Annotated in this window: 18 protein-coding genes; 10 read left to right on the top strand and 8 right to left on the bottom strand. The window is 69.7% G+C overall.

What is annotated here, in order from left to right:
- From FO470_RS02020 to FO470_RS02000, 5 genes are all read right to left on the bottom strand, one after another.
- The gene (locus tag FO470_RS02020) at positions 1-546 is read right to left on the bottom strand and encodes a (2Fe-2S)-binding protein (RefSeq protein WP_144341256.1); all 546 of its coding nucleotides are present in this window, start codon (positions 544-546) and stop codon (positions 1-3) included.
- Positions 543-3,368, bottom strand: a complete 2,826-nt coding sequence (locus tag FO470_RS02015; RefSeq protein ID WP_144341255.1) for a xanthine dehydrogenase family protein molybdopterin-binding subunit — start codon at positions 3,366-3,368, stop codon at positions 543-545. The genes FO470_RS02020 and FO470_RS02015 overlap by 4 nt, the downstream gene beginning before the upstream one ends.
- A gap of 86 nt (positions 3,369-3,454) precedes the next feature.
- Positions 3,455-4,654 carry a hypothetical protein gene (locus FO470_RS02010; protein WP_186291804.1) on the bottom strand — a complete coding sequence of 400 codons (1,200 nt, stop codon included), beginning with the start codon at positions 4,652-4,654 and terminating at the stop codon, positions 3,455-3,457.
- Positions 4,655-4,967: 313 nt separating this feature from the next.
- On the bottom strand, positions 4,968-5,867 hold the full coding sequence (locus FO470_RS02005) for a DUF1989 domain-containing protein (protein ID WP_186291803.1): 900 nt from the start codon (positions 5,865-5,867) through the stop codon (positions 4,968-4,970).
- 10 nt (positions 5,868-5,877) lie between these two features.
- Complete coding sequence (locus FO470_RS02000; RefSeq protein ID WP_144341252.1) at positions 5,878-6,078, bottom strand: ribbon-helix-helix domain-containing protein; 201 nt, start codon at positions 6,076-6,078, stop codon at positions 5,878-5,880.
- Between the two features lie 220 nt (positions 6,079-6,298).
- Here FO470_RS02000 and FO470_RS01995 point away from each other — a divergent pair, with 220 nt between their 5' ends.
- The 7 genes from FO470_RS01995 (at position 6,299) to FO470_RS01965 (ending at position 15,338) form a co-directional block, all read left to right on the top strand.
- Complete coding sequence (locus FO470_RS01995) at positions 6,299-6,988, top strand: GntR family transcriptional regulator (RefSeq protein WP_144341251.1); 690 nt, start codon at positions 6,299-6,301, stop codon at positions 6,986-6,988.
- Between the two features lie 311 nt (positions 6,989-7,299).
- Positions 7,300-8,013, top strand: coding sequence for a flavin reductase family protein (locus FO470_RS01990; RefSeq protein ID WP_144341250.1), 714 nt, complete (start codon positions 7,300-7,302; stop codon positions 8,011-8,013).
- Positions 8,014-8,117: 104 nt separating this feature from the next.
- A complete protein-coding gene (locus FO470_RS01985) occupies positions 8,118-9,233 on the top strand; it encodes a BMP family ABC transporter substrate-binding protein (protein ID WP_144341249.1) in 1,116 nt (371 codons plus the stop codon).
- Positions 9,234-9,311: 78 nt separating this feature from the next.
- On the top strand, positions 9,312-10,439 hold the full coding sequence (locus tag FO470_RS01980) for an ABC transporter permease (RefSeq protein WP_144341248.1): 1,128 nt from the start codon (positions 9,312-9,314) through the stop codon (positions 10,437-10,439).
- A complete protein-coding gene (locus FO470_RS01975) occupies positions 10,436-11,356 on the top strand; it encodes an ABC transporter permease (protein WP_144341247.1) in 921 nt (306 codons plus the stop codon). The genes FO470_RS01980 and FO470_RS01975 overlap by 4 nt, the downstream gene beginning before the upstream one ends.
- Before the next feature lie 9 nt (positions 11,357-11,365).
- Positions 11,366-12,958, top strand: a complete 1,593-nt coding sequence (locus FO470_RS01970; protein WP_144341246.1) for an ABC transporter ATP-binding protein — start codon at positions 11,366-11,368, stop codon at positions 12,956-12,958.
- Between the two features lie 52 nt (positions 12,959-13,010).
- Positions 13,011-15,338, top strand: a complete 2,328-nt coding sequence (locus tag FO470_RS01965) for a Tex family protein (RefSeq protein WP_144341245.1) — start codon at positions 13,011-13,013, stop codon at positions 15,336-15,338.
- Here FO470_RS01965 and FO470_RS01960 read toward each other — a convergent pair.
- A complete protein-coding gene (locus FO470_RS01960; RefSeq protein ID WP_144341244.1) occupies positions 15,325-16,674 on the bottom strand; it encodes an MFS transporter in 1,350 nt (449 codons plus the stop codon). The two genes, FO470_RS01965 and FO470_RS01960, sit on opposite strands and share 14 nt — an antisense overlap.
- A 92-nt stretch (positions 16,675-16,766) precedes the next feature.
- Between FO470_RS01960 and FO470_RS01955 the strand changes: the two genes are divergently transcribed.
- Positions 16,767-17,666: a LysR family transcriptional regulator gene (locus tag FO470_RS01955; protein ID WP_144341243.1), complete on the top strand. Its 900-nt coding sequence runs from the start codon at positions 16,767-16,769 to the stop codon at positions 17,664-17,666.
- Positions 17,667-17,683: 17 nt separating this feature from the next.
- Here FO470_RS01955 and FO470_RS01950 read toward each other — a convergent pair whose 3' ends face one another.
- Entirely contained in the window at positions 17,684-18,190 is a 507-nt protein-coding gene (locus FO470_RS01950) for a flavin reductase family protein (RefSeq protein WP_144341242.1), read from the bottom strand.
- Between the two features lie 343 nt (positions 18,191-18,533).
- Here FO470_RS01950 and FO470_RS01945 point away from each other — a divergent pair, with 343 nt between their 5' ends.
- On the top strand, positions 18,534-20,021 hold the full coding sequence (locus FO470_RS01945; protein WP_144341241.1) for an aldehyde dehydrogenase family protein: 1,488 nt from the start codon (positions 18,534-18,536) through the stop codon (positions 20,019-20,021).
- Between the two features lie 12 nt (positions 20,022-20,033).
- Here FO470_RS01945 and FO470_RS01940 read toward each other — a convergent pair whose 3' ends face one another.
- Positions 20,034-21,209, bottom strand: coding sequence for an MFS transporter (locus FO470_RS01940; RefSeq protein ID WP_144341240.1), 1,176 nt, complete (start codon positions 21,207-21,209; stop codon positions 20,034-20,036).
- A gap of 347 nt (positions 21,210-21,556) precedes the next feature.
- Here FO470_RS01940 and FO470_RS01935 point away from each other — a divergent pair, with 347 nt between their 5' ends.
- Complete coding sequence (locus tag FO470_RS01935; protein ID WP_144341239.1) at positions 21,557-23,170, top strand: GMC family oxidoreductase; 1,614 nt, start codon at positions 21,557-21,559, stop codon at positions 23,168-23,170.
- Positions 23,171-23,220 lie beyond the last annotated feature (50 nt).

Genomic DNA, 23,220 nt, shown 5'->3' with positions numbered 1-23,220 from the left:
TCAGCCGCGCAGCAGGCCGGGCGTGTTGAGGATCAGGTCGCGCACCGCGGTGTGGTAGCGGACATAGCCGGTGCAGCGGCAGATATGCTTGTCGAGCGCTTCCGTGACCGTCTTCTCGAGCTCCGCGCGGGGGATGGGCGCGCGCTTGAGCTGGTCGATGAGGACGGTCGCGCCGGTGACGAAGCCCGGCGTGCAGTAGCCGCACTGGAAGGCGAAGTGCTCGATGAAGGCCTGCTGCACCGGGGAGAGGGCGACCAGCCCGCCCTGCGCGTCGTGCTGGGCGTGGCCCTCGATGGTCACCACCTTTTTGCCGGCAAACCAGTGCGCGCCGGTGATGCAGGTGCGCATCTCGCGAACGGCGCCGTCGGCTTCCTCCACCATGATCGTGCAGGCGTGGCAGATGCCCTGCCCGCAGCCCATGCGGGCGCCGGTGAGGTTGAGATATTCGTGCAGGAAGTCCTGCATCATCAGCCCCTCCGGCACGTCGAGCGGGCCGACCGGCTGGCCGTTGACGGTGAGGGCGAGCGGCTTCGTCGGCAGGGTCATGACAGGGCCTCCCGGACCTTCTCGGGGGTGATCGGCAGGTCGTAGAAGCGCTTGCCGATGGCGTGCGTCACGGCGTTGGCGATGGCCGGCACCACGGCGATCATCACCACCTCGGCGATGCCCTTGGGCGGGTCGCTGTCGGAGAGCGGCGGCAGCACCTCCGCCGTCTGCGTCCAGAGCGCGACGTCGAGGGCGCGCGGCAGCTCGTAGCGGTTCCAGTTCCAGGTGCCGTCGCCCGGCCCGTCCTCGTAGAGCGGCAGGTATTCCTTCAGCGCGTGGCCGATGCCCATGGCGATGCCGCCCTGCACCTGGCCGGAGACCAGCTCGGGCACCACCTGCCGGCCGCATTCGAGGATGGAATGGTGCGACAGCAGCGTGACCGCGCCGGAGGCCGTGTCCACCATCACCTCGGCCAGCGTCGCCATCGGCGCGTAATAGGTGACGCCGGCATTGTTGCGCTGGGTCGGCGGATAGGAGACGGCGGCGCGCTCGATGAAGTGCCAGCCGCCGGTGGTCTCCAGCTGCCGGCGCTCGGCCGGGGCGCCCTCGCCATAGCGCAAGGCGAGCGCGTCGACCACGCGCCGCTCGCGCCCGCGGCCGGGAATGTCGAACTCCGCCTCGGTCCACTGCCAGCGGTTGAAGGTGTGCACGCTCACGCCGACCGGCAGGCCCATCCGGTGGGCCTCCGCCGCCACCGCCTCGAAGGCGAGCGGGGGCAGGCCGCCGGCGTTCAGCATGCCGTTGGCGAGGCTCAGCTCCTCGCGCCGCACGTCGTAGGGCGCCAGCATGCCGCCGCCCGTGCCGCGCGACCACAGCGCGCGCGCCGCCGGCCAGAGCGCGAGATCGACGAGGATGCGCGCCGCCTCGCGCGTCGCATGGCCGAGATAATAGACGCTGTTGGTGGCGCTCATCGGCGAGGTGATGCGCGGGGTCCAGCGCGGGTTCTCCTTGCGCCGGTCCTCCTCCTCCTGGCTCAGCGTGTAGGGCTCGTCGGTGGTCTCCAGCGGCATTTGCGGCCAGCGCACGACGCCGTATTCGGTCTCGTCCGGCACCCGGCCGAGGATCTCGCCGACCATGATCGCCTGCGAGGTGGTCACGCCCGGCCCCATCTCGTGGGCGACATGGCGGAAGCGGATGCGGCCCTGCGGGTCGATCTCGAGCGAGGCGAGGGCGGCCTCGGCGCCGGTGCCGTAGTCCTTCTGCACATGGGCGTAGCCGACGCCGTATTTCTTGCCGGGATTGGCGGCCTCATACGCCTTCTTCTTCCCGGCCCGTTCCGCCCACAGCGGATGGGCGCGCGCCTTGAGCAGGATCTCCTCGTTGCGCAGCGCGCCGCCGGGAATGGCGCCCTGGGTGTTCTTCATGCCGGAGCGGAACACGTTGCGCAGGCGCAGCTCGATGGCGTCGAGGCCGAGCAGCTCGGCCGCCTCGTCGACCATCATCTCGGTGGCCGACATGGATTGCAGCGTGCCGTAGCCGCGGGTGGAGCCCGCCTCCACGGCGCGCGAGGCGAAGGCGGCGGCGGAGAAGTCGCTCTTCGGCAGGTAGTAGATCGACTGCGCGGCGGTGGCGCCGACGAAGGAGACCGAGAAGGAGTAGTTGGCCCGCCCGCCGCCATCGGTCTTGAAGTGGCCGGTCATGATGCGGAACTTGCCGGTGGCGCGGTCGATCACCAGCGTATTGTCCATCCAGAAGGGATGCCGCTTGAGCCCGGTCTGGAACTGCTCGAAGCGGTCATTGGCCAGCCGCACCGGCCGGCCCTCGCCATAGAGCCCCGCGACCACCGAGAGGAACGGGAAGAGATAATGGTCCTTGGTGCCGTAGCCGACCGTGTAGCCGACTTTGAGGTCCACCTCGGTCAGGCGGAATTTCGACTTCGTCACCATCCCGGCCGACACTTCCGCCACCTCGTAGGGCGACTGCGAGGCGGCCATGATGTGCAGCACGCCGCTCTCCGCGTCGTACCAGACATTGCCGTTGTCGGCCTCCATGGCGGAGGCGTCGATGGACTGCGAGAAATAGTGCCGCTTCAGCACGAGGTCGCCGTCGCCGGCCGCGGCGATGTCGCGCTCGATCTGCGCGGCGGCGGCCATGCCGCGCGCCATGGCGTCGCCCTCGCCGGCCGGCGGCCAGACCACCGCGTCGCCGGAGAAGGAGCCGAAGATGGCGGTGTCCTTGAACGGCGAGAACACGTCCTCGGCGTCGGGCGTGCCGCCGTCGATGCGCACATAGCGCGAGGCGCCGTAATGGGGCGGCGGGTTGAACGGCGTCTTCGCGCCGTAGCGGACCACGGAATCGTCGAAGCGGACCGTCCGCTTGGCGGCGTCGTAGCGGGCGAAGTCGCGGTAGATGAGCAGGGCGACCGGCTGGCCGAGCAGGCGCGGCGTCTCGCCCTTCGGCACCAGGAAGACGTCGCCGAAGAAATCGGGATGCGGCGTGGTGATCCCGTCGGCGATCAGGTCCTCGTGCAGCACGATGCGGTCGGGCTTCAGCCCTTCGCCGAGGACGGAGAGGTCGATGCCCTCGAAGGTATGGTCGGCCTTGGTGGCGTGGATGAGGAAGGCGTGCGACTGCTCCTTCGGCCAGCCGGCGAGGTCCGGCGCGCGGTAGTCCCGTGCGAAGGTCTTGGCGCCGGTGACCTTGGCGATGGCGTCGAGCCGGTATTTCGGCTTGCCGTCGGGGGTGAGCCAGTCCGGGCCGGGGCGCGGCGGCGTCTCGATCAGCCGCGCCTGCGCGGCGGGGGTGAGGAAGGAGACCTTCAGCGCGACGCCCGCAAGGGCGCCCGCGCGCAGAAATCCCCGGCGCGACATCCCGACCTGCATCGGTTTCCTCCTGGCTTGCGGGTTGGCGCCCACGCCGGGCCTGCTTGACGCTTGCTTGCCCGGCGAAGGTAGTTATGCACCCGGCTTCACTTCCAGTCTATCTGACTTGGACCCGTTCCAAACTCGGCGCTGGTCTGCCAGGGCCAGGCATTGGTGAGGAAGGGCGCCAGCGGGGGCATCAGCACTTCTTCTCCCGCTTGCGCGGCGAGATCGGTCATCGCCTTGCGGGTGCCGTCGGTGAGCAGCTCGGAATCCATCAGGTAGTAGTCGGAGAAGAACACCTTGCCGAGCGCGCGGTCCGCGACGATGCGGGCGAGCAGCTCCAGCATCTGCTGCGGCTTGGTCTGGAAGGCGGAGGTCTCCAGCAGCAGCAGGCGGGTGTTGATGGCCTCGCGGCCCATCTGCTGGGCGAGCAGCGTGAACAGGATGTTGTTGCGGCGCGTGACATAGAGCGTGTTGGTGACGGCGTAGGTGCGCGCCCAGTCGTCGCCGAGCATGCGCCGCCAGTCCTTCAGCACGCCGGTCCAGTGCTCCACCTGCGCGAGGCCGGCGATCTCGGTGGCCTTGCCGATGAGCGGGCGCAGGCCATAGGCGAAGGCTTCGAGCTCGGCATAGGTGTAGGTGCCCTTGCCGAGGCAGGAATCGAGGAAGGCGATGTTGCGGGTGATCAGCTCGCGCATCACCGCGCGCTGCTCGCCGGTCATCTCGATGGCGTCGAGGCTGCCGAGCGCCTCCTGCAGGCTGGCGCGATAGGCGGTGGCGGGCGCGCGCCAGGAGGTGTCGCCGGCCGGATCGCGCACCGAGGTGGCGACGAGCTGGAACACCGCCATCGAGCTGTGCCCCACCGACTTCACCAGCCGGTAGACCGGCGCCACCGGCGGGGCGACGATGGGCGCCTTGCCGGGGGGGTAGAGGATCATCGATCCGCCGTCGCCGTTGAACAGGCCGATGATGATCGGGTTCTGTTCGCGCAGGTTGCGGATGAATTTCTTCAGGTTGGCGTCATAGATGCCGAACATCACATTGTTCAGCTCGATGACCTTCTTCTCGGCGGCGGTGGCCTCGCGGCGCACCATGCCCTCGCCCACGGCCTCGTCGAGCTTGCCGATGTCGACGGCCGGCGCGGCCCCGGGGGCGCCGGCCACCACGTCCATGAAGGCGGGAACCTCGGGCTTGCCGGCGGTGTCGGCGCGGGCCGGCAGGGCAAGCAGGACCGCAAGGCACGCGGCAAGGCACGCGGCCCCGCGCGCACCATGGAAGGCGGCAGGCATGGTCGTGGCAGGCATGGTCGTGGTAGGGCGGTGCGCGCGCGGCGCCCTTGCGGCGGCGCTCGCTCCGGCGGTACGGATCCCGGCAGGCTGGGTCACGGCACGTTCTCCCCTCTTGTCTGAACGGCGATGTCGTTCTGCGTCGCTGGCGTCTTGTGTCGATGGCGTTCCCGTCGCTGATGTTCCCGTCACGGATGTCTTGGCGTCGCAGGTGTCGGCGTCGCAGGTGTCGGCGTCGCAGGTGTCGGCGTCGCAGGTGTTCGGCGTCGATGGTGTTCGGCGTCGATGGTATCTTGGCGCCGAGGATCCGGCACCCGGCGCCGGGGCGGGATCAGCGGGCGAGGTGCTCCTCCTCCCACCAGCTGAAGAGAATGTCGCGCAGCGCCGCCCCGTCCCCGTCGTAAAGCTCGCTCCGTTTCAGGCGGTCGAAAAGGGCCTGTTCCTCCTCGTCCAGCGGCACGTCGAGCAGCGAGGTCTGGATCGGCGCGTTGGCGAAGTCGGCGACGTAGGAGGTGTCCCGGCTCAGCTCGCGTTCCACCCGGATCTGCTTCTGGCGGAAGTCGGCGACGGTGCGCTGCGTACGCCAGCTCGGTAGGGCGGGAACGGCGGCGAGATCCTCCTCGGTCGCCTGCAGGATGCTGATCCGTGCCGGCTTCAGCGAGAAGTTGCTGGTGCGCATGATGTCGGCGCCGCAGATGTTGGGCACCGCCAGCACGTCCATCAGCGCCAGCAGGTCAACATAGTCGCCGGCCTTGGAGGCCTGCCGGGTGATGTAGGGGCGGGCCTTGTCGTCGACGCCGGTGCACATGAACAGGTTGAAGGAATCGTGCACGTCGTCCGGCGTCAGGCCGTATTCGCGCTGCGCCTCGGCCTGGATGTCCTGGCAGTTGGTGTGGGTGCAGAAGCCGTAGAGCGACTCGTAGAGATTGGCGCTGCAACGCGGGAACATCACGTCGTTGGCGTTCGCCGTGTCGGCGGCGATGAACATCATCGCCCGCTCGCGCGGCGGGGCGGACCACAGGAAGTCCCCGGCGGTGGGGTGCAGCCCGTGCAGCGTGCGGGTGCGGCCGGTGTGGAAATATTCCTTGTAGTCGTGGAGGTTGAAGCAGTTGAAGTCGAGGCACTGGCCGCCCTCGATCTGCTCCAGCCGGATGATCTGTCCCTTGCGGACCTCCAGCGCCTTGCCGGTGCCGGGTTCGAGGACGAAGTCGTGAAGAACCTCGCGCGCCATGATCGCCTCCTCAGCCGACGGCCACGTTCGGGCGGGCGCTCGCGTCCGGGCGGACATTCGTGTCCTGCGGCGGCAGGTGGCGGGCGGCGTAGCGCCGGAGCGCGTGCCGGACGAGCGCGGCGCGGTCGGCGGCGACGCCGCTCGCCACGGTCCGGTCGATCAGTTCGAGCTGCTGCTGGTTGAGCGCCATTTGCACGATGCGTGTAGCCATGGAAGGTCCTGACCGTCTCTCGTGAAGGATGTGAAATCATGTATACGTGATTGTCGATGGAGATGGCAATTCGGAATTCATGTTCGTCGTCCATCATCGCTTCGGTGGCATACGAACGTCCGGCGCGCTTGCCTTGCGTGCGCGTGCCCGGTATCCCCGACGTCGTGCCGTTTCAGCACGGCGGCGGACAGGACGGCGGGATACCCGCAGAGACAGGGCCATGGAGAATTCGTCGCGGTCCGACATCGCCTATCAGGCGCTTCGGCGGGCCATCATCGAGCAGGCGCTGATGCCGGGCACCAAGCTGCGCGAGGACGAGATCGGCGCGCATTTCGGTGTCAGCCGGACGCTGGTGCGCGCCGCGCTGCTGCGGCTGAGCCAGGAAGGGCTGGTCGACATCCGGCGCAAGCGCACGGCCACGGTGGCGATCCCGAGCCTCGACGAGGCCCGGCAGATCTTCGAGTTGCGCCACTGCCTGGAGCAGCAGGTCATCCACCGTCTCACCGCGCACTGGCGTCCGGAGATGGGCGAGGCGCTGGAGGCGCATGTGAAGGAAGAGGAGGCCGCCGCCCGCAGCGGTGATACGGCCTCCGCGAGCCGTCTGGCCGGCGAGTTTCATATCGTTCTTGCCCAACTCGCAGGCAACGCGCTACTCACTCGCTACCTTTCCGAAGTCGTCTCCCGCTGCTCCCTGATCCTCGCCGTCTATGGTCGGCCTCATGTTGCGGAATGCGCGACGACGGAGCACCGGGGCGTTATCGCGGCGTTGCGCACGGGTGATGCCGCAGCTTCGATCCGCATCATGAAGGAGCATCTCCACGCGGTGGAGGCGCGCGCCCTGCCGAAGCCCCAAGAGGCTGAAGAGGTGAGGATTTCCGACATTCTGGCGCGCTACAGCGCGGCGCGTTGAGCCCGTCGCCGGTGGCGTGAACGCCCGCATAGGATCGGTCCTCTCCCTGCATCACGCTCAGGCCTGCATTCGCCGGTTCAACCGGTCATGATCTGGCGTGCCGTTCGCCGCGCCAGCCTCGAGGCATGCGCGCGCCGGTGAGTGGATCGTGACAGCCAGCCCTCCCGGCGCACGTTTTGTGTGCAGTTTCGCGGACTGGTTGCACATATTGTATTCTTGAACATCAAAATCATGCATACGAGAATAATCGAAATCGGCGTGAAGGTGTGCGCATTCGAGCCGCCCCGTCCGCCGCAACCGGCCGAGGCGCGATGTCCCGCTCGCATGAGTTCTTCGATTTCTCCGGGCTCACCGCCCGCCAGCGCTACAAGCTGCTGATCGGCACCGTCGTGCCGCGTCCCATCGCGCTGGTCACCACGGTGGACGAGGAAGGGCGTGTGAACGCCGCGCCCTACAGCTTCTTCAACTGCCTGTCGGCGGACCCCGCCATCGTCGCGCTCGGAGTGGAGAACCGGCCGGACATGGCCTTCAAGGACACCGCGCGCAACATCCGCCTGACCGAGGAATTCACCGTCAACATCGTCTCGGACGCGCTGGTCGAGCGTATGAATGTCTGCGCCGTGCCGTTTCCGGCGACGGTGGACGAGCTGGCCGAGGCTGGGCTGACGGCGGTGCCGGGCACGCAGGTGAACTGCCCGCGCATCGGCGAGGCGCCGGCGAGCCTGGAATGCCGGCGCTATCTCACGCTGGAGGTCGGCCGCTCGCGCGAGATCATCCTGGGGCAGGTGGTCGCCGCCCATATCCGCGCCGACGCGGTGGACGCACAGAACCACTATGTCGACCAGGCCGCGCTGGATGCGGTCGGCCGCATGGGCGGGCATGGCTACGTGACCACCCGCGACTATTACGACCTGCGGACCATGACGGTGGACGACTGGGAGAACGCCCCGCCGCCGGTGCGGATCGTCCGGCCGGCCGAGCCCGAGCCCATCGTCGCGCGTGCGCAGGTACAGCCGGCCAAATAACGATACCAGGCGCGCGACGCCCGGTACGCAGGTGCCCGCCGGAGCGGCCCGTCATGGCGACAGGCGCGGCGGGAGGCTTTTCCGGTCAGAGGGGAGTGACATCCATGACAGCAGCGATCAATCGGCGCAGCCTGCTCAAGAGCACCGCCTTCGGTGCGGCGGCGCTCGCCTCGGCCTCATGGGCCGGCCGTGCCCGCGCGGCGGAGAATCTCGTCGTCGGCGTCGTCTATGTCGGCCCCCGCGGCGATTTCGGCTGGAGCCAGTCGCACGCGACGGCGGTCGAGGCACTGAAGAAGGTGCCGGGCGTCACCGTCGTCGAGGAGGAAAACGTCCCCGAGACGCTCGCCGTGTCGAACACCATGCGGTCGATGATCGAGCTGGACGGCGCGAAGCTGATCTTCGGCGCCTCCTTCGGCTACTTCAATCCGTTCATGATCGACATGGCGAAGCAGTACCCGGACGTGCAGTTCCGCCATCCGACGACGCTCTGGTCGGCCGACAAGCATCCGGCCAATCTCGGCGGCTATTTCGCCTATCTCGACCAGGCCCATTACGTGGACGGCGTGGCCGCAGGGCTTTCCTCCAAGACCGGCAAGATCGGCTACATCGCCGCCAAGCCGATCAGCCTCGTGCTGCGCAACATCAACAGCTTCATGCTCGGCGCGCGGCTCGGCAATCCGAATGCGACGGTCAAGCTCATCTTCACCGGCGACTGGTCGCTGCCGGTGCGCGAGGCGGAGGCGGCGAACGCGCTGGCCGGCGCCGGCTGCGATGTCGTGGCTTGTCATGTCGACAGCCCGAAGGTGATCGTCGAGACGCTGGAGCGGCGCGGGGTGAAGAGCTGCGGCCATAACGCCTCGCAAGCTTCGCTCGCGCCCAAGGGGTTCATCACCGGCGCCGAGAACAAGTACGAGACCATCTACAAGGGCTTCGCCGAGGCGCTGGTGAAGGGCGAGAAGCTGCCGAACGTCGCGGTCGGTGGCTACGACAAGGACATGGTGACGAACACCGCCTACGGCGCCGGGGCGACCGAGGAGGCGCGCCGCGCCGCCGACGCCGCCATTGCGGCGCTGAAGACGGGCAAGCCGATCTTTGTCGGTCCAATCAACGACAACAAAGGCAACGTGATCGTCGCGGCCGGCAGCTCGCTCGGCAATTACGCGCCGGAGCTGGAGACGACCAACTACCTCGTCGAGGGCGTCGAGGGCTCGGTGACCTGACGCCACGACGACGCGGCGCGGAATGTGGGCGGTGCGGGATCGCCGCCCGGCATGGCAATCTCTGGAGTGCAGGCCAGGATGGAAAAAGGCGCCGTTTCGGGAGTTGAGCCGGGAACCGGCCTGACGGAGCTGCTGCCGCAGGGCGGAGACCGCCTGCGGCGGGCCGCCGAATTCGTCGCGGTCCCGGCCTTCGCACTCCTCGTGGCGGCGGCGCTGTTCTCGGCGGTGCTGCTGGGAATGGGCCAGTCTCCCCTCGCCTTCTTCGAGCTGCTGTGGCGCGGCGCCTTCGGCAGCGCCTTTTCCTGGCAGAACACGCTCCAGCGTGCCGCGCCGCTCATCCTCACCGCGCTCTGCGTGGCGCTTCCCGCCCGCGCCGGGCTGATGGTGATCGGCGGCGAGGGCGCCTTCGTCGTCGGCGGGCTCGCCGCGGCGATCGCGCCGCTGCCGTTTCTCGGACTGGCGCCGGCGCCGGTGCTTCTGGCGCTGATGGCGGCCGCCGGGATGCTGGCGGGGGCGCTGTGGATCGGCCTGGTGGGCGTGCTGCGTCACCGGCGCGGGGTCAACGAGACCATATCGAGCCTGCTGCTCACCTATATCGCCGTCGCCGTGCTCTCCTTCCTCGTCGAGGGTCCGCTGCGCGATCCCGCCACGCCCAACAAGCCTTCCACTCATCCCATCGGCGCCGACGTGATGCTCGCGCCGATACCGGGAACCTCGGTGCATTGGGGGCTGGTGGCCGGCATCGTCGCCTGCGTGCTGGCGCATCTGCTGATCAGCCGCACCAGCACGGGCTTCGCCATCCGCATCGCCGGCGGCAATCCGCGCACCGCGCTGGGCCAGGGGCTGCCGGTCGGCAAGCTGATCGTGCTGTGCTGCCTGCTGGCCGGCGGCGCGGCGGGGCTCGCCGGATTCTTCGACGTGGCGACCGTGCACGGGGCCGCCAACGTGTCGCTGGTGGCGGGGTACGGCTTCACCGGCATCCTCGTGTCGTTCCTCGCCCGCCACAACGCGCTGGCGATCCCTCCGGTCGCCATCCTGTTCGGCGGTATCGGCGCGGCGGGCGGGTTGATCCAGCGCCGGCTCGGCCTGCCGGACGCCACGGTGGCGCTGCTGGAAGGCGTGATCTTCGTGACGCTGCTGACCAGCGAGACGCTCTACGGGCGCTTCGCCCTGTTCCAGCCGCGCGCTGCGAGGCCGCGCCCATGACGGATACCGGCGTCATCACCGTACTCATCGCCCTGCTGGCCGGCGCCATCCGGGTGTCGACGCCCTTCCTCTTCGTCTCGCTCGGGGAATGCCTGACGGAAAAGTCGGGGCGGGTGAATCTCGGGCTGGAAGGCACGCTGGTGCTCGGCGCGATGGTCGCCTTCGCGATCTCTTACCACAGCGGCAGCCCATGGCTGGGCGTGGCCGCGGCGGCGGGAGCGGGGTTCCTGATGGGCGCGCTGCACGGGGCGATCTGCCGGTTGCCGCGCGTCAACGACATCGCCATCGGCATCGCCATGATGTCGTTCGGCACCGGCCTCGCTTTGTTCCTCGGCAAGCCCTACATCCAGCCGAGCGCACCGCGCCTGCCCTCGCTGCCGCTCGGCGACTGGCTGGACATGCCGGCGCTGGCGCAGATGCTGGATGTGAGCCCGCTCTTCCTCGTCGGCCTCGCCCTCGCCTTTCTCCTCGACTGGGTGTTCCGCAATACGCGGGCGGGCCTCATCGTGCGGGTGACGGGCGATGACGCCGCCGCTGCCCGGGCGCTCGGCATCGGCGTGGACCGGGTGCGCCTGTTCGCCACCGCGCTGGGCGGGGCGAGCGCCGGCGTGGGCGGGGCGTTCCTCTCGCTCTATTACCCCGGCAGCTGGAATGAGGGCCTGTCCTCCGGCCAGGGCCTGATGGCGGTGGCCCTCGTCATCTTCGCCCGCTGGCAACCCCGGCGCTGCCTCCTCGCCTCGCTGTTCTTCGGCGCGGCGAGCGCACTGGGGCCAGCGCTGCAGTCGGTCGGAATCACCGCCGGCTACTACTTCTTGAACGCCGCGCCTTATGTACTGACGCTGCTCATCATGGCGGGTTCGGGAAGCGCCCGCCGCGCCGCGCAATATGCGCCGGGCGAACTTTCGATCAATCGCTGAGGGGGAAGGATGAGCAACGAGGCCCTCTCCTTCACCTCCCCCGGCGCGATTGCGCTGGAGGCCATCGGGCTGTCAAAGCGCTTCGGCAGCTTCAAGGCGCTCGACGACGTGTCGCTGAAGGTGCCCGCCGGTGAGTTCCACGCACTGCTCGGCGAGAACGGGGCGGGCAAGTCGACGCTGGTGAAGTGCCTCATGGGCTTTCACCGGGCGGACGAGGGAGCCGTGCTGCTCGACGGCCGCGAAGTGTCGGTGCGCAACCCGCGCGAGGCGCAGGGGCTGGGGCTCGGCATGGTCTACCAGCACTTCACGCTGGTGCCTTCGCTCACCGCGGCGGAGAACCTCGTCATCGCGCGGCGCGACGCGCCCGCCGTCATCGACTGGGCGGCCGAGCGGCGCCGGATCGAGGCCTTCCTCGACCGCACGCCTTTCCGCGTGCCGCTCGACCGGCGCGTCGGCGCGCTCTCGGCGGGGGAGCGGCAGAAGCTCGAGATCCTCAAGCTGCTCTATCTCGACCAGCGCTTCATGATCCTCGACGAACCGACCTCCGTGCTCACGCCGGCCGAGGCGGACGAGATCCTCGGGCATCTCAAGGCGATGACGGAGCGCGGGGAGATCACCGTGCTGATGATCACCCACAAGTTTCGCGAGGTGCAGGCCTTCGCCGACGCGGTGACGGTGCTGCGGCGCGGGCGCGTCGTCGGCGGAGGGCGCGGCCTCTCGACGCGCGAGATGGCGACGATGATGGTCGGCGAGGCCGCCGCGACCGCCGGGGCCTCGGGAAAGGCTGCGCTGCCGGAGCGTCGCGCCATGCCCGCCTCTGTCGGCGAGCCGGCGCTGGAGCTGGCGGGGCTGTTCGCCGAGGACGATGACGGCCGGCCGGCGCTGCGCGGCGTGAGCCTCAAGGTGGCGGCGGGCGAGATCGTCGGCATCGCCGGCGTCTCCGGCAACGGACAGGGCGCGCTGGTGGAGACGTGCTGCGGGCAGCGCCCGCTCTCCTCCGGGCAGATGTTCGTGAACGGGCGGGACTTCCTGCCGACGCGCCGCGCCTTCGACGCGGCGGGCCTGTTCGTCGTGCCGGAGGAACCGCTGAAGAATGCCGCCGTGGCCGGCATGTCGGTGGCCGACAACATCGTGTTCCGCCGTTTCGAGAAGCCGCCGCTGAGCCGGCGGGGCTGGTGGCTCGACCGGCGCGCCATCCGCGCCGCGGGGCGCGAGCTGATGACCCGCTTCCGCGTCGCCAGCCCCTCGCCCGATACGCCGATCGGCGCGCTGTCGGGTGGTAACGTGCAGCGGGCGGTGCTGGCGCGCGAGCTCTCCGCCGAGCCTATCGCGGTGCTGATCGTCGCCAATCCCTGCTTCGGGTTGGACTTCGCCTCGGCGGCGGAAATCCGCGCCCGCATCGTCGCCGCGCGCAATGCCGGGGCGGCGGTGCTGCTCATTTCCGAGGATCTCGACGAGGTGCTGGACCTCTCCGACACCGTCGCGGTGATCTCGCACGGCCAGATCGCCTACAAGGCGCCGATCGCCGAGGTCGACCGCGGCACGATCGGCATCCACTTCGCCGGGGGTTCGGAAGGCGAGCAGGGCGCGCCGCTAGGCTGACGGCGCCGGGCGGAATATGGTCGAGCCTCCCTGAAGCGATTCCGTGTTCCGCATGACAGCCGCCAACGCCTCCACCACCGCCGCCATCGCCCGGCAGATCGCGACCGAGATCGGCGCCCGTCCGCAGCAGGCGGAAGCCGCCATCGCGCTGCTCGACGAGGGCGCGACCGTTCCCTTCATCGCGCGCTACCGCAAGGAGGTCACGGGCGGTCTCGACGACACGCAGTTACGCCAGCTCGGCGAGCGGCTGATCTATCTGCGCGAGCTGGAGGCGCGGCGGGCGGCGATCCACGAGGCGATCCGCCAGCAGGACAAGCTCACCCCGGAACTGGAGGCCGCCATCGCGGCCGCCGCGACCAAGGCGGAGCTGGAGGACATCTACCTGCCCTTCAAGCCGAAGCGGCGGAACCGGGCGGAGATCGCCCGCGAGCGCGGCCTCGGGCCGCTGGCCGAGGCGATCCTCGCCGACCGTTCGCTCGTGCCGGTGGAATTGGCGAAGGCCTATCTCACCGATGAGGTGCCGGACACCAAGGCCGCATTGGAAGGTGCGCGCGACATCCTCTCCGAGCAGTTCGCCCAGAACGCCGAGCTGATCGGCCAGCTGCGCGCCTACCTCCAGCGGAACGCTTTCCTGCGCGCCCGCGTGGTGGAGGGCAAGGAGGAGGCGGGAGCCAAGTTCTCCGACTATTTCGACCATGTGGAGCGCTGGTCCGGCGTGCCGAGCCACCGCGCCCTGGCCATGCTACGCGGGCGCAACGAGGACGTGCTGACCCTCGACATCGAGGCCGATGCGGACGACCCGCGCCCGATCAAGCCCGTCGTGCGGATGATCGCCGAGGCCTACGCCATCGGCGAGAAGCTGCCGGGCGACGCCTGGCTGATGGAGGTGGCCGGCTGGACCTGGCGGGTGAAGCTCTCGCTCCACCTCGCGCTCGACCTGATGACCGAGCTCAGGATGAAGGCGGAGACCGAGGCGATCAACGTCTTCGCCCGCAACCTCAAGGACCTGCTGCTGGCCGCCCCGGCGGGCACGCGGGCCACCATGGGGCTCGACCCCGGCATCCGCACCGGCGTGAAGGTGGCGGTGGTGGACGGGACCGGCAAGCTGGTGGCGACGTCGACGGTCTACCCCTTCCCGCCGAAGAACGACGTGCGCGGCACGCAGGCCGAGCTGGCGCGTCTCATCCGCCAGCACGGTGTCGAGCTGGTCGCCATCGGCAACGGCACCGGCAGCCGCGAGACCGAGAAGCTGGTCGCGGAGATGCTGGGCGACCTGCCGCCGCCCAAGCCGATCAAGGTGGTGGTCTCGGAGGCGGGCGCCTCGGTCTATTCGGCCTCGGAGCAGGCGGCGGCGGAGTTCCCCCAGCTCGACGTGTCGCTGCGCGGCGCCGTCTCCATCGCCCGGCGCCTGCAGGACCCGCTGGCGGAGCTGGTGAAGATCGAGCCGAAATCCATCGGCGTCGGGCAATATCAGCACGATGTCGACCAATACCATCTCGCCCGCGCGCTGGACGCGGTGGTGGAGGACGCGGTGAACGCGGTCGGCGTCGACCTCAACACCGCTTCCGCCTCGCTGCTGGCGCGGGTGTCGGGTCTCGGCACCTCGCTCGCGGAAGCCATCGTCGCCCATCGCGACGCCAACGGCCCCTTCGCCAGCCGCAGGCAGTTGCTGGACGTCTCACGTCTCGGCCCGCGCACCTTTGAGCAATGCGCCGGCTTCCTGCGCATCCGCGACGGCGCCGAGCCGCTCGATGCCTCGGCGGTGCACCCGGAGGCCTATGGCGTGGCGCGCAAGATCGTCAAAGCCTGCGGGCGCGATCTGCGCGCGCTGATGGGCGACAGCTCGGCGCTCGCGGCGGTCGATCCCCGCGCCTTCGTCGACGAGCGCTTTGGTCTGCCAACGGTGCGCGACATCATCGCCGAGCTGGACAAGCCGGGCCGCGACCCGCGCCCGGCCTTCAGGACCGCGACCTTCGCGGACGGCATCGACGACATGAAGGACCTCAAGCCCGGCATGGAGCTCGAAGGCACGGTGACGAACGTCGCGGCCTTCGGCGCCTTCGTGGATATCGGCGTGCATCAGGACGGGCTGGTGCACGTCTCCCAGCTCGCCGACCGCTTCGTGAAGGACGCACATGAGGTGGTGAAGGTCGGCGACGTGGTGAAGGTGCGGGTGGTCGAGGTCGACCTCAAGCGCAAGCGCATCGCGCTCTCCATGCGCCGCGAGGCCGGGGCCGGCGGGCCGAAGACCAGAGAACCCGGGCGCGGGCCGGACGCCCGCGACAAGACGTCGGGCCGCGGTGCCCCGGTGAAGCCGGCGTCGCGCGAACCGCAGGGCGCGCTCGGCGCGGCGCTGATGGACGCGCTCAAGCGGCGCTGAGGGGCTCCACGTCGTCGGAAGGTTCGGCGGCGCGCCCGGCGCGCGGCCGGGCCCGGCTCTCGATGCCGATGGAGAGCATGAGACCAGCCAGCGCCATTGCCCCGGTCAGCGCGGCGACCGAGGGCCAGCCGCCATGCTCCCAGAACCAGCCGCCGGCCGAGCCGATGAGGCTCGAGCCCATGTAGTAGAAGAGCAGGTAGAGCGACGCGGCGTGCCCCTTCGACACACCGGCGAGCGGGCCGACCGAGCTGCTCGCCACCGAATGGCCGATGAAGAAGCCGGTCGTTACCAGCGCGATGCCGGCGGCGATGGCCGGCAGCGGGGCGAGCAGGGTCAGCGCCACGCCCGCGAGCATGGTGAGGAAGCCCGCCATCAGCAGCGGCCGGCGACCGAAACGGTCCGCCAGTCCGCCGGCAACCGAGGAGGCGACGATGCCGAAGCTGAAGGCGAGGAAGATCAGGCTCACCCCGGTCTGGCTCAGGCCGTAGGGCGCCCCCGACAGGCGGAAGGTGGCGTAGTTGAACAGCGTGACGAACACGCTGGTCAGCGCGAAGCCGACGGCGTAGAGCCGCAGCAGACCCCGGTTGCGCAGGTGTTGCGCCCACGCCTCGACATGGAAGCGCGGATTGAGCCCGCGCTCGGGGGTAAAGTTGCGCGAGCGCGGCAGCAGCAGCCGGAAGCCGATGGCGGAGACGATGCACAGCACGCTCATCGCGCCGAGCGCCATGCGCCAGGTGGTGAACTCTGTGATCAGCCCCATCCCGACGCGCCCCATCATCGCGCCGAAGGCGGTGCCGGCGACATAGAGCCCCATCGACCGGCCGAGATGGCGCGGCTCGATCTCTTCGGCCAGATAGGCCATGGCGACCGCCGGCACGCCGCCGAGCACGAAGCCTTCCAGCGCCCGGGCGACGAGCAGACCGTGCCAGCTCGGCGCGAGGGCCGCGGCAAGGCTGAGCACGCCCGCCAGCAGCATGGAACCGAACATCAACTCGCGGCGGCCGAGTGCCTGCGAGAAGGCACCGGCGAGAACGATGGAGATCGCCAGCAGGCCGGTCGTCAGCGACAGGGCGAGCGAACTCTGCGCCGGGCTGATGGCGAAGCTGCGGGAAAAGGCCGGCAGCAGCGGCTGCACGCAATAGAGCAGCGAGAAGCTGGCGAAGCCGACGAGGAACAGCGCGAAGCCGACCCTCCGGTATTCGGGTGTGCCCCGCGCGATCCAGACGGGTCCGCGGGCAGCCTCATGCGCCGGGGCGGGCGTGGAGGCGTCGTCGGCAGCACCACCAGCGGTATGGTCGAGCAAGGGAGAGGAGGCGACGGCGGCGTGGGGAGGCATGGTGGGGGACCTTTTCGCACCGGGAGATAATCCCGGCGTGACCATCCGTCCAATATATGGAAATGGCGTTCATCATCTGTCATATGTATGGGATGGAGCTTCGGCACATCCGCTACTTCCTCGCCGTCGCCGAGGAACGGAACTTCACCCGCGCCGCCGCGCGCCTCGGCATCGGCCAGCCGCCGCTCAGCTCGCAGATCAAGGATCTGGAAGCGGAGATCGGCACGCTGCTGTTCCATCGCGTGGCCCATGGCGCGGAGCTGACGGAGGCGGGACAGGCCTTCCTCGATGGGGTCGCGCCGCTGCCGGGGCAGGTCGCGGCCGCCGTGCGGGCGGCCCGGCGCGCCGCGCGCGGCGAGATCGGTCAGCTCAGCATCGGGCTCACCGGCACGGCGGCGCTCAACCCCATCGTGCCGGCGGCGATCCGCTCCTTCGGGCGCACCTATCCCGACGTCGAGCTGCGGGTGGAAGAGGCGAGCTCGCTCACCCTGCTCGACAATCTGGTCGAGGGACGGCTCGATGTGGCGATCCTGCGGCCGGCCGCCTCCGATCCCGAGGGCGTGCGGGAGGAGAGCCTCGCCGAGGAGCCGCTGGTGGTGGCGCTGCCCGCCGCCCACCCGGCGGCGCGCGGGAAGGGCGCCCTCGATCTCGCGACGTTGAGGGACGACGCGCTGATCCTGACGCCGCGCTCGGTCGGCACCAGCCTCCACGACGCCGCGCTTGCCGCCTGCCGGGCGGCCGGCTTCGAGCCGAGGCTCGGCCAGCCGGCGCCGCAGATCGCCTCGATCCTGTCGCTGGTCTCGGCCGAGCTGGGAATCTCGCTGGTGCCGGAATCGATGGGCGGCCTGAACGTGCACGGCGTCGCCTTCCGCTCGATCCGCGCCCCGACGCCGCGCATCGGGCTGGCGGTGGTGTACCGGCGCAACCGGCCGCCGCCCCTGGCGCTGAATTTCGCAAAGGTCGCCCGCGACACGGCGCGGAGCCGCGTCTGATCCCGACGCGGCCGTCCTTACAGCGCCGTCGCGGCGCAGCGCGAGCGCAGCGCGTCGAACTGGCCGTCGGCATAGATCAGGGGATGCAGCGGTGTCTCCGGCAGCACGATGTCGACCACGGTGCCGAGGAAGATGCTGTGGCTGTGCACGCTCACCTTGTCGGTCAGCACGCAGTCGAAGCTGGCCAGCGCCCCGACCAGCGCCGGCGCGCCAGTGGAGAGCGGGCGCCATTCATGCGTGCTGAAGCGCGCGTGGCGGCGCTCGGCGGAGCTGAACGCCTTGGCGAGCTCCAGTTCCGGCTCGGCCAGAAGGTTCACGCAGAACGACCGCGAGCGGTCGATCACGTCGTGGCAGGAAACGTTGCGGTTGACGCAGACGAGCAGGGTCGGCGTCGGGTCGGCGGCCACCGATGTGACGGAGGTGGCGACGAAGCCGTGCGGCTGCCCGTCGTCGATGGTGGTGATCACGGACACCCCGGCGGCGAGGCGCCGCATGCCCTGCTTGAAATGAGACGGCTCGATCATGGCGAACTCCACTTCGCGGCTCCTCCGGCCATTCCCGGCCGGGACCGCGGGGACAGGAGCGCAAGTCGCGTGCCACGTCCCGATTCCCCGGAAATCGCGGGAGATCGGGGTCTGCGTCTCGCCAGCCGCTGCGACAAATGTCGCTGATGTGAGACGCCCGGCGCCTGCCGGCGTCCCGCGCCGGCTGGTCGGATCGGGCGAGGCGGGGGAGAGGAATCCAGCACCGGTGCGGGCTTCCGCCGGCGGGGCGCTCGCCCGCGCTCCGCGCGCCCGCGGGATGAGGAGCCGATGGCATGGCTCTTGCGGTTCTCCGGCCATCCCTTTCGTTTCCGAAAGTAGTGCCATGACCATCAACGTGAACCCGATCGCCGACATCATCGCGCCGCTGCCCAAGCAGCTCCTGATCGACGGCAAGTTCGTCCCCTCGCTTTCCGGCAAGACCTTCAAGACCTTCAACCCGGCGACCGGCGAGATGCTGGCCGAGGTCTCCGAGGGCGGCGCGGCCGACATCGACCTCGCCGTGGCCGCGGCGCGCCGCGCCTTCACCGGCCCGTGGAGCCGCTTCACGCCGTTCCAGCGCCAGCAGTGCCTGCTGCGCTTCGCCGATCTGGTGGAGAAGCACTTCGAGACGCTGGCGCATATCGACGTGCTCGACATGGGCGCGCCCATCACCTCCATGTATGCCCGCCGCCAGCGCGCGCTCGGCCTGCCGCGCTTCTATGCCGGCATGTGCACCGTCATCAGCGGCGGCACGCTGCCGAACTCCATGCCCGGCGAGGTGTTCACCTACACGCTGAAGGAGCCCGTCGGCGTCGTCGGCGCCATCACGCCGTGGAACGCCCCGCTCACCTCGACCATCTGGAAGATCGGCCCGGTGCTCGCCACCGGCTGCACCATGGTGCTGAAGCCCGCCGAGGACGCGCCGCTGACCGCACTGCGGCTGGGCGAGCTGCTGCTGGAAGCCGGCGTGCCGGAAGGCGTGGTCAACATCGTGCCCGGCTTCGGCCACATCGCCGGCGACGCGCTTGCCCGGCACATGGATGTCGACAAGGTGGCCTTCACCGGCTCGGACCTCACCGGTCGTAAGATCATCGAGGCCTCGAAGAGCAACATCAAGCGGGTGACGCTGGAGCTCGGCGGCAAGTCGCCGGACATCATCTTCGCCGATTGCGACATGGACGCCGCCGTCGCCGGCGCCGGCATGGGCGTGTTCGCCAATACCGGGCAGATCTGCTGCGCCGGCACGCGCCTGCTGGTCCAGCGGCCGATCTACGAGGAGTTCGTCGCCCGCGTCAGCGACTATGCGAAGTCGCTCAAGGTCGGCAACGGGCTCGATCCGGCGACGCAGATCGGCCCGGTGGTCAACGCCAAGCAGCTCGATCGCGTGGCGGGTTACATGGAGATCGGCCTCGGCGAGGGCGTCACTGCCGCCGCTGGCGGCAAGCGCATCACCGAGGGCGCGCTGAAGGACGGCTATTTCTTCGAGCCGACCGTGCTCAGCGGCGTGACCAACGACATGCGCATCGCGCAGGAGGAGATCTTCGGCCCGGTGGCCGCGGCCATCCCCTTCGACACGCTGGAGGAAGCCGCCGCCATCGCCAACGACACGGTGTTCGGCCTCGGCGGCGGGGTGTGGACGACCAACGTCTCCACCGCGCACCGCATGGCGAAGGCGATCCGTGCCGGCACGGTGTGGGTCAACACCTATGGCGGGCTCGACCCGGCCGTGCCCTTCGGCGGCTACAAGACCAGCGGCTATGGCCGCGAGTCCGGCGTCGAGCATCTCGACGCCTATCTCGAGACCAAGTCGGTGGTGATGAAGCTGGGCTGACCGCCCGGCTTCTCACCGCACGTCGCGGGGGATGACCGTCCGGACCATCCCCGCGATCACCAGCGCGCCGCCGATCAGCAGGACGAAGGCGGCGCGCATACCCTGCGAATGCGCCACGAAGCCGATGAGCGGCGGCCCGAAGAGGCCACCGCCATAGGCGATGGTCACGGTCATGGCGATGCCGGCCGTCGGGGGAATACCGGGCATCCGGCCGCTCAGCGAGAAGAACACCGGCACGAGATTGGCGATGCCGAGGCCGGCGACGGCGAAGCCGGGCAGCGCCGTCAGCGTCGTCGGGGCCAGCACGATGATCGCGATGCCCAGAAAGGCGACGGCGCCGGAGATCTGGATCGTCGTCACCGGGCCGAGCCGGCGCACGATCCGGTCTCCCCACAGGCGCCCGCCCGTCATGGCGAGTGAGAAGGCCGCCACGCCATAGGCCGCCTGCGCCGGCACCGAGCCGGTGGCCTGCACGAGGTAGAGCGCTCCCCAGTCGATCAACGCCAGCTCGATGACGAAGGCCAGCACGGTGAGGATGCCGATCCCCAGCATGGTGAGGTTGGGAAGGCGGAAGATCGAGGTGCCCGCCGCCTCCCGCACATGGCTTTCCGGCAGCCAGAGCCATGGAACCGCGGCGGTGGCGATGCTGATGAGGACCAGGCTGGCGAGGCCGAGAGCGGACGGGATGCCGAGCCCCGAGCCGATCAGCGCCCCGCCCGCCAGCGCGCCGGCCACGTTGCCGAGGCTGAAGAAGGCATGCACGGAGGACATGATCGGCCGTTCGAGCTCGCGCTCCAGCGCCGAGGCATGCGAGTTCATGCACACGTCGAGGAAGCCGAAGCATACGCCGATGACGTAGCCCGATGCCGCCAGCACCGGCATGGTGACGCCGAAGGCGGGACCGAAGCTCGCGGCGGCGAAGGCGATGCCGGCGAGCGCGCCGGAGCGCAGCGGCCCGAGGCGGGGGCGGATGAACCCCGCCGCCGGCATTCCGCACAGGCAGCCAAGCGAAACGCAGAGCAGCACTAGGCCGACCTGGGCGTCGTCGAGGCCGGCTCGCGCCTTGAGGATCGGAATATAGGTCGCCCATACCGTCAGGCCGGCGCCGCCGACGAAGAACACGGCGCTCACGGCCATGCGCGACGCGGCGAGCGCTCGTTGCTCCCGCGCGGCGGTCATTTCAGTCATGCCACTTCCCAATACGCTCGGCGCCGATATCGGGCGCCACGCCACCTTGCGACCGTCGCCGGTCGTCCCGGCCGCCGGGCACAATGTGTGCCAGACGCGGGCGCCATACCGCAGGTGCGCCCGGTGCGCCATTGCGTTCCGCAAAAAGAAGGATCGCACGCTCGCGCCCGGCCGTTCGCCTCCCGTCATGTGCGGATTCGTCTCGCGGTTTTCGCAGAATCTCACGTCGCGGCGTGAGATGCGGGCGCGGCCCCCTCGCGGAATCCGGGCTTTCCGACGTCGGACCGGAACTTGCTACCCGCCCACGGAACGCTGGCGGCGGCCGGGTGAGCAGGAGAGTGAGAGGCATGTACGACTATGTCGTCGTCGGCGGCGGATCGGCCGGCTGCGTGCTGGCGGCACGGCTGTCGGAGGATCCGGCCGTCTCGGTGCTGCTGCTGGAGGAGGGGCCGCGGGATCTTTCTCCCGCCATCCATCTGCCGGCCATGGTCTACAAGACTGCGACCGGCAACCTGCTCCAGCGCATTCCCTGGGAGCCCGCCAACGGTGCCTCGGGCGGCGTCGGCGCTCCCCACATGGTGCAGGCGCGCGTGCTCGGCGGCGGCAGCTCGGTCAACGGCATGGTCTATGTCCGCGGAATTCCGAGCGATTTCGATGGCTGGGCGGCGCAGGGCGCGGAAGGCTGGGGCTATGCGGGCGTGCTGCCCTATTTCAGGCGAGCGGAGAGCAACGACACCTTCGCCGACGCCACGCATGGCACGGAGGGGCCGCTCTGGGTTTCCAGCCAGCCCTCGCCGCACCCGCTGACCAAGGCGTGGCTAAGGGCCTGCCAGGAGTTCGGCATTCCGCCGACGAGCGATTTCAACGGCGGCGTGCAGACCGGTTGCGGCCTCTACCAGATCACCGCGCGCAACGGTCGGCGGGCCTCCACCGCCGTGACCTATCTGAAGCCGGCGCGGCGGCGCAGGAACCTCACCGTGCGCACCGGCTGCCGGGCGACGCGGGTGCTGATCGACAAGGGGCGGGCGTCGGGCGTGGAGTTCCTCGCCGGAGGCACCCGGCCCGAGACGGTCCGTGCGTCGCGTGAGGTGATCCTGTCGGCCGGCGCCATCCAGTCCCCGCGACTGCTGCTGCAGTCGGGCGTCGGTCCGGCCGATCATCTGCGCAAGGTCGGGGTGGAGGTTCGCCATGACCTGCCCGGCGTCGGGGTTGGCCTTCAGGACCATATGGACGTCTACATCGTCCATGCGCTCGACGGCGTGGAGAGCTACGACGCCTATCGCAGGCTCCACCGCAAGGCGATGGCCGGCCTGCAATGGCTGCTGTTCCGGCGCGGGCCGCTCTGCTCCAACCTGATCGAGGGCGGGGCCTTCTGGTGGGGCGATCCCGCGATCGCCGAGCCCAACCTGCAATTCCATTTCCTGCCGGGCACCGGGATCGAGGAAGGCGTCACGCCGGCCGCGAGCGGCTGCGGCTCCACGCTGAACATCTGCCTGACCCGGCCGCGCTCGCGCGGGGTGGTGGAGCTGACCTCGGCCGATCCGCTGGCGCCGCTGCGCGTGGCACCGAACTATTTCGGCGAGGAGTACGATCTCAACTGCATGGCCGAGGGCATCCGGCTCGGGCAGGAGATCATGGCGCAACCCTCCATGGCGCGTCTGCTCGCCGGCGAGCAGATCCCCGGTCGCCGCCTTGAGACGCATGAGGAGCGCCGGGCCTATGTGAAGGAGCGGGCGCAGGGGGCGCTGCATCCGGTCGGCACCTGCCGCATCGGGACGGACGACATGGCCGTCGTCGATCCGCTGCTCCGGCTGCGCGGCATTGACGGGCTGCGGGTCGCCGATGCCTCGGTGATGCCCTCCGTGCCCTCCGGCAACACCAACGCCGCGACCATCATGGTCGCCGAGAAGGCCGCCGATCTGATCCAGCATGGAGTCGGGCAGGCCGATACCTTCGCATGACCAACCTGTCGCGCCCAGGTTTTCTCGACCGTCCGTCGCGGTTTGAGACT

Origin of the sequence: Ancylobacter moscoviensis, from assembly GCF_007559435.1 — a bacterium.
In the GTDB taxonomy this organism is placed as follows: domain Bacteria; phylum Pseudomonadota; class Alphaproteobacteria; order Rhizobiales; family Xanthobacteraceae; genus Ancylobacter; species Ancylobacter moscoviensis.
The sequence above is the reverse complement of the archived record's forward strand: the minus strand, read 5'-3'. Positions and strand labels throughout refer to the sequence as shown.

Coding starts and splice junctions, on each gene's coding strand:
- FO470_RS02020 (WP_144341256.1), bottom strand. CDS start 546: ATGACCCTGCCGACGAAGCCGCTCGCCCTCACCGTCAACGGCCAGCCG.
- FO470_RS02015 (WP_144341255.1), bottom strand. CDS start 3,368: ATGCAGGTCGGGATGTCGCGCCGGGGATTTCTGCGCGCGGGCGCCCTT.
- FO470_RS02010 (WP_186291804.1), bottom strand. CDS start 4,654: ATGCCTGCCACGACCATGCCTGCCGCCTTCCATGGTGCGCGCGGGGCC.
- FO470_RS02005 (WP_186291803.1), bottom strand. CDS start 5,867: ATGGCGCGCGAGGTTCTTCACGACTTCGTCCTCGAACCCGGCACCGGC.
- FO470_RS02000 (WP_144341252.1), bottom strand. CDS start 6,078: ATGGCTACACGCATCGTGCAAATGGCGCTCAACCAGCAGCAGCTCGAA.
- FO470_RS01995 (WP_144341251.1), top strand. CDS start 6,299: ATGGAGAATTCGTCGCGGTCCGACATCGCCTATCAGGCGCTTCGGCGG.
- FO470_RS01990 (WP_144341250.1), top strand. CDS start 7,300: ATGTCCCGCTCGCATGAGTTCTTCGATTTCTCCGGGCTCACCGCCCGC.
- FO470_RS01985 (WP_144341249.1), top strand. CDS start 8,118: ATGACAGCAGCGATCAATCGGCGCAGCCTGCTCAAGAGCACCGCCTTC.
- FO470_RS01980 (WP_144341248.1), top strand. CDS start 9,312: ATGGAAAAAGGCGCCGTTTCGGGAGTTGAGCCGGGAACCGGCCTGACG.
- FO470_RS01975 (WP_144341247.1), top strand. CDS start 10,436: ATGACGGATACCGGCGTCATCACCGTACTCATCGCCCTGCTGGCCGGC.
- FO470_RS01970 (WP_144341246.1), top strand. CDS start 11,366: ATGAGCAACGAGGCCCTCTCCTTCACCTCCCCCGGCGCGATTGCGCTG.
- FO470_RS01965 (WP_144341245.1), top strand. CDS start 13,011: ATGACAGCCGCCAACGCCTCCACCACCGCCGCCATCGCCCGGCAGATC.
- FO470_RS01960 (WP_144341244.1), bottom strand. CDS start 16,674: ATGCCTCCCCACGCCGCCGTCGCCTCCTCTCCCTTGCTCGACCATACC.
- FO470_RS01955 (WP_144341243.1), top strand. CDS start 16,767: ATGGAGCTTCGGCACATCCGCTACTTCCTCGCCGTCGCCGAGGAACGG.
- FO470_RS01950 (WP_144341242.1), bottom strand. CDS start 18,190: ATGATCGAGCCGTCTCATTTCAAGCAGGGCATGCGGCGCCTCGCCGCC.
- FO470_RS01945 (WP_144341241.1), top strand. CDS start 18,534: ATGACCATCAACGTGAACCCGATCGCCGACATCATCGCGCCGCTGCCC.
- FO470_RS01940 (WP_144341240.1), bottom strand. CDS start 21,209: ATGACTGAAATGACCGCCGCGCGGGAGCAACGAGCGCTCGCCGCGTCG.
- FO470_RS01935 (WP_144341239.1), top strand. CDS start 21,557: ATGTACGACTATGTCGTCGTCGGCGGCGGATCGGCCGGCTGCGTGCTG.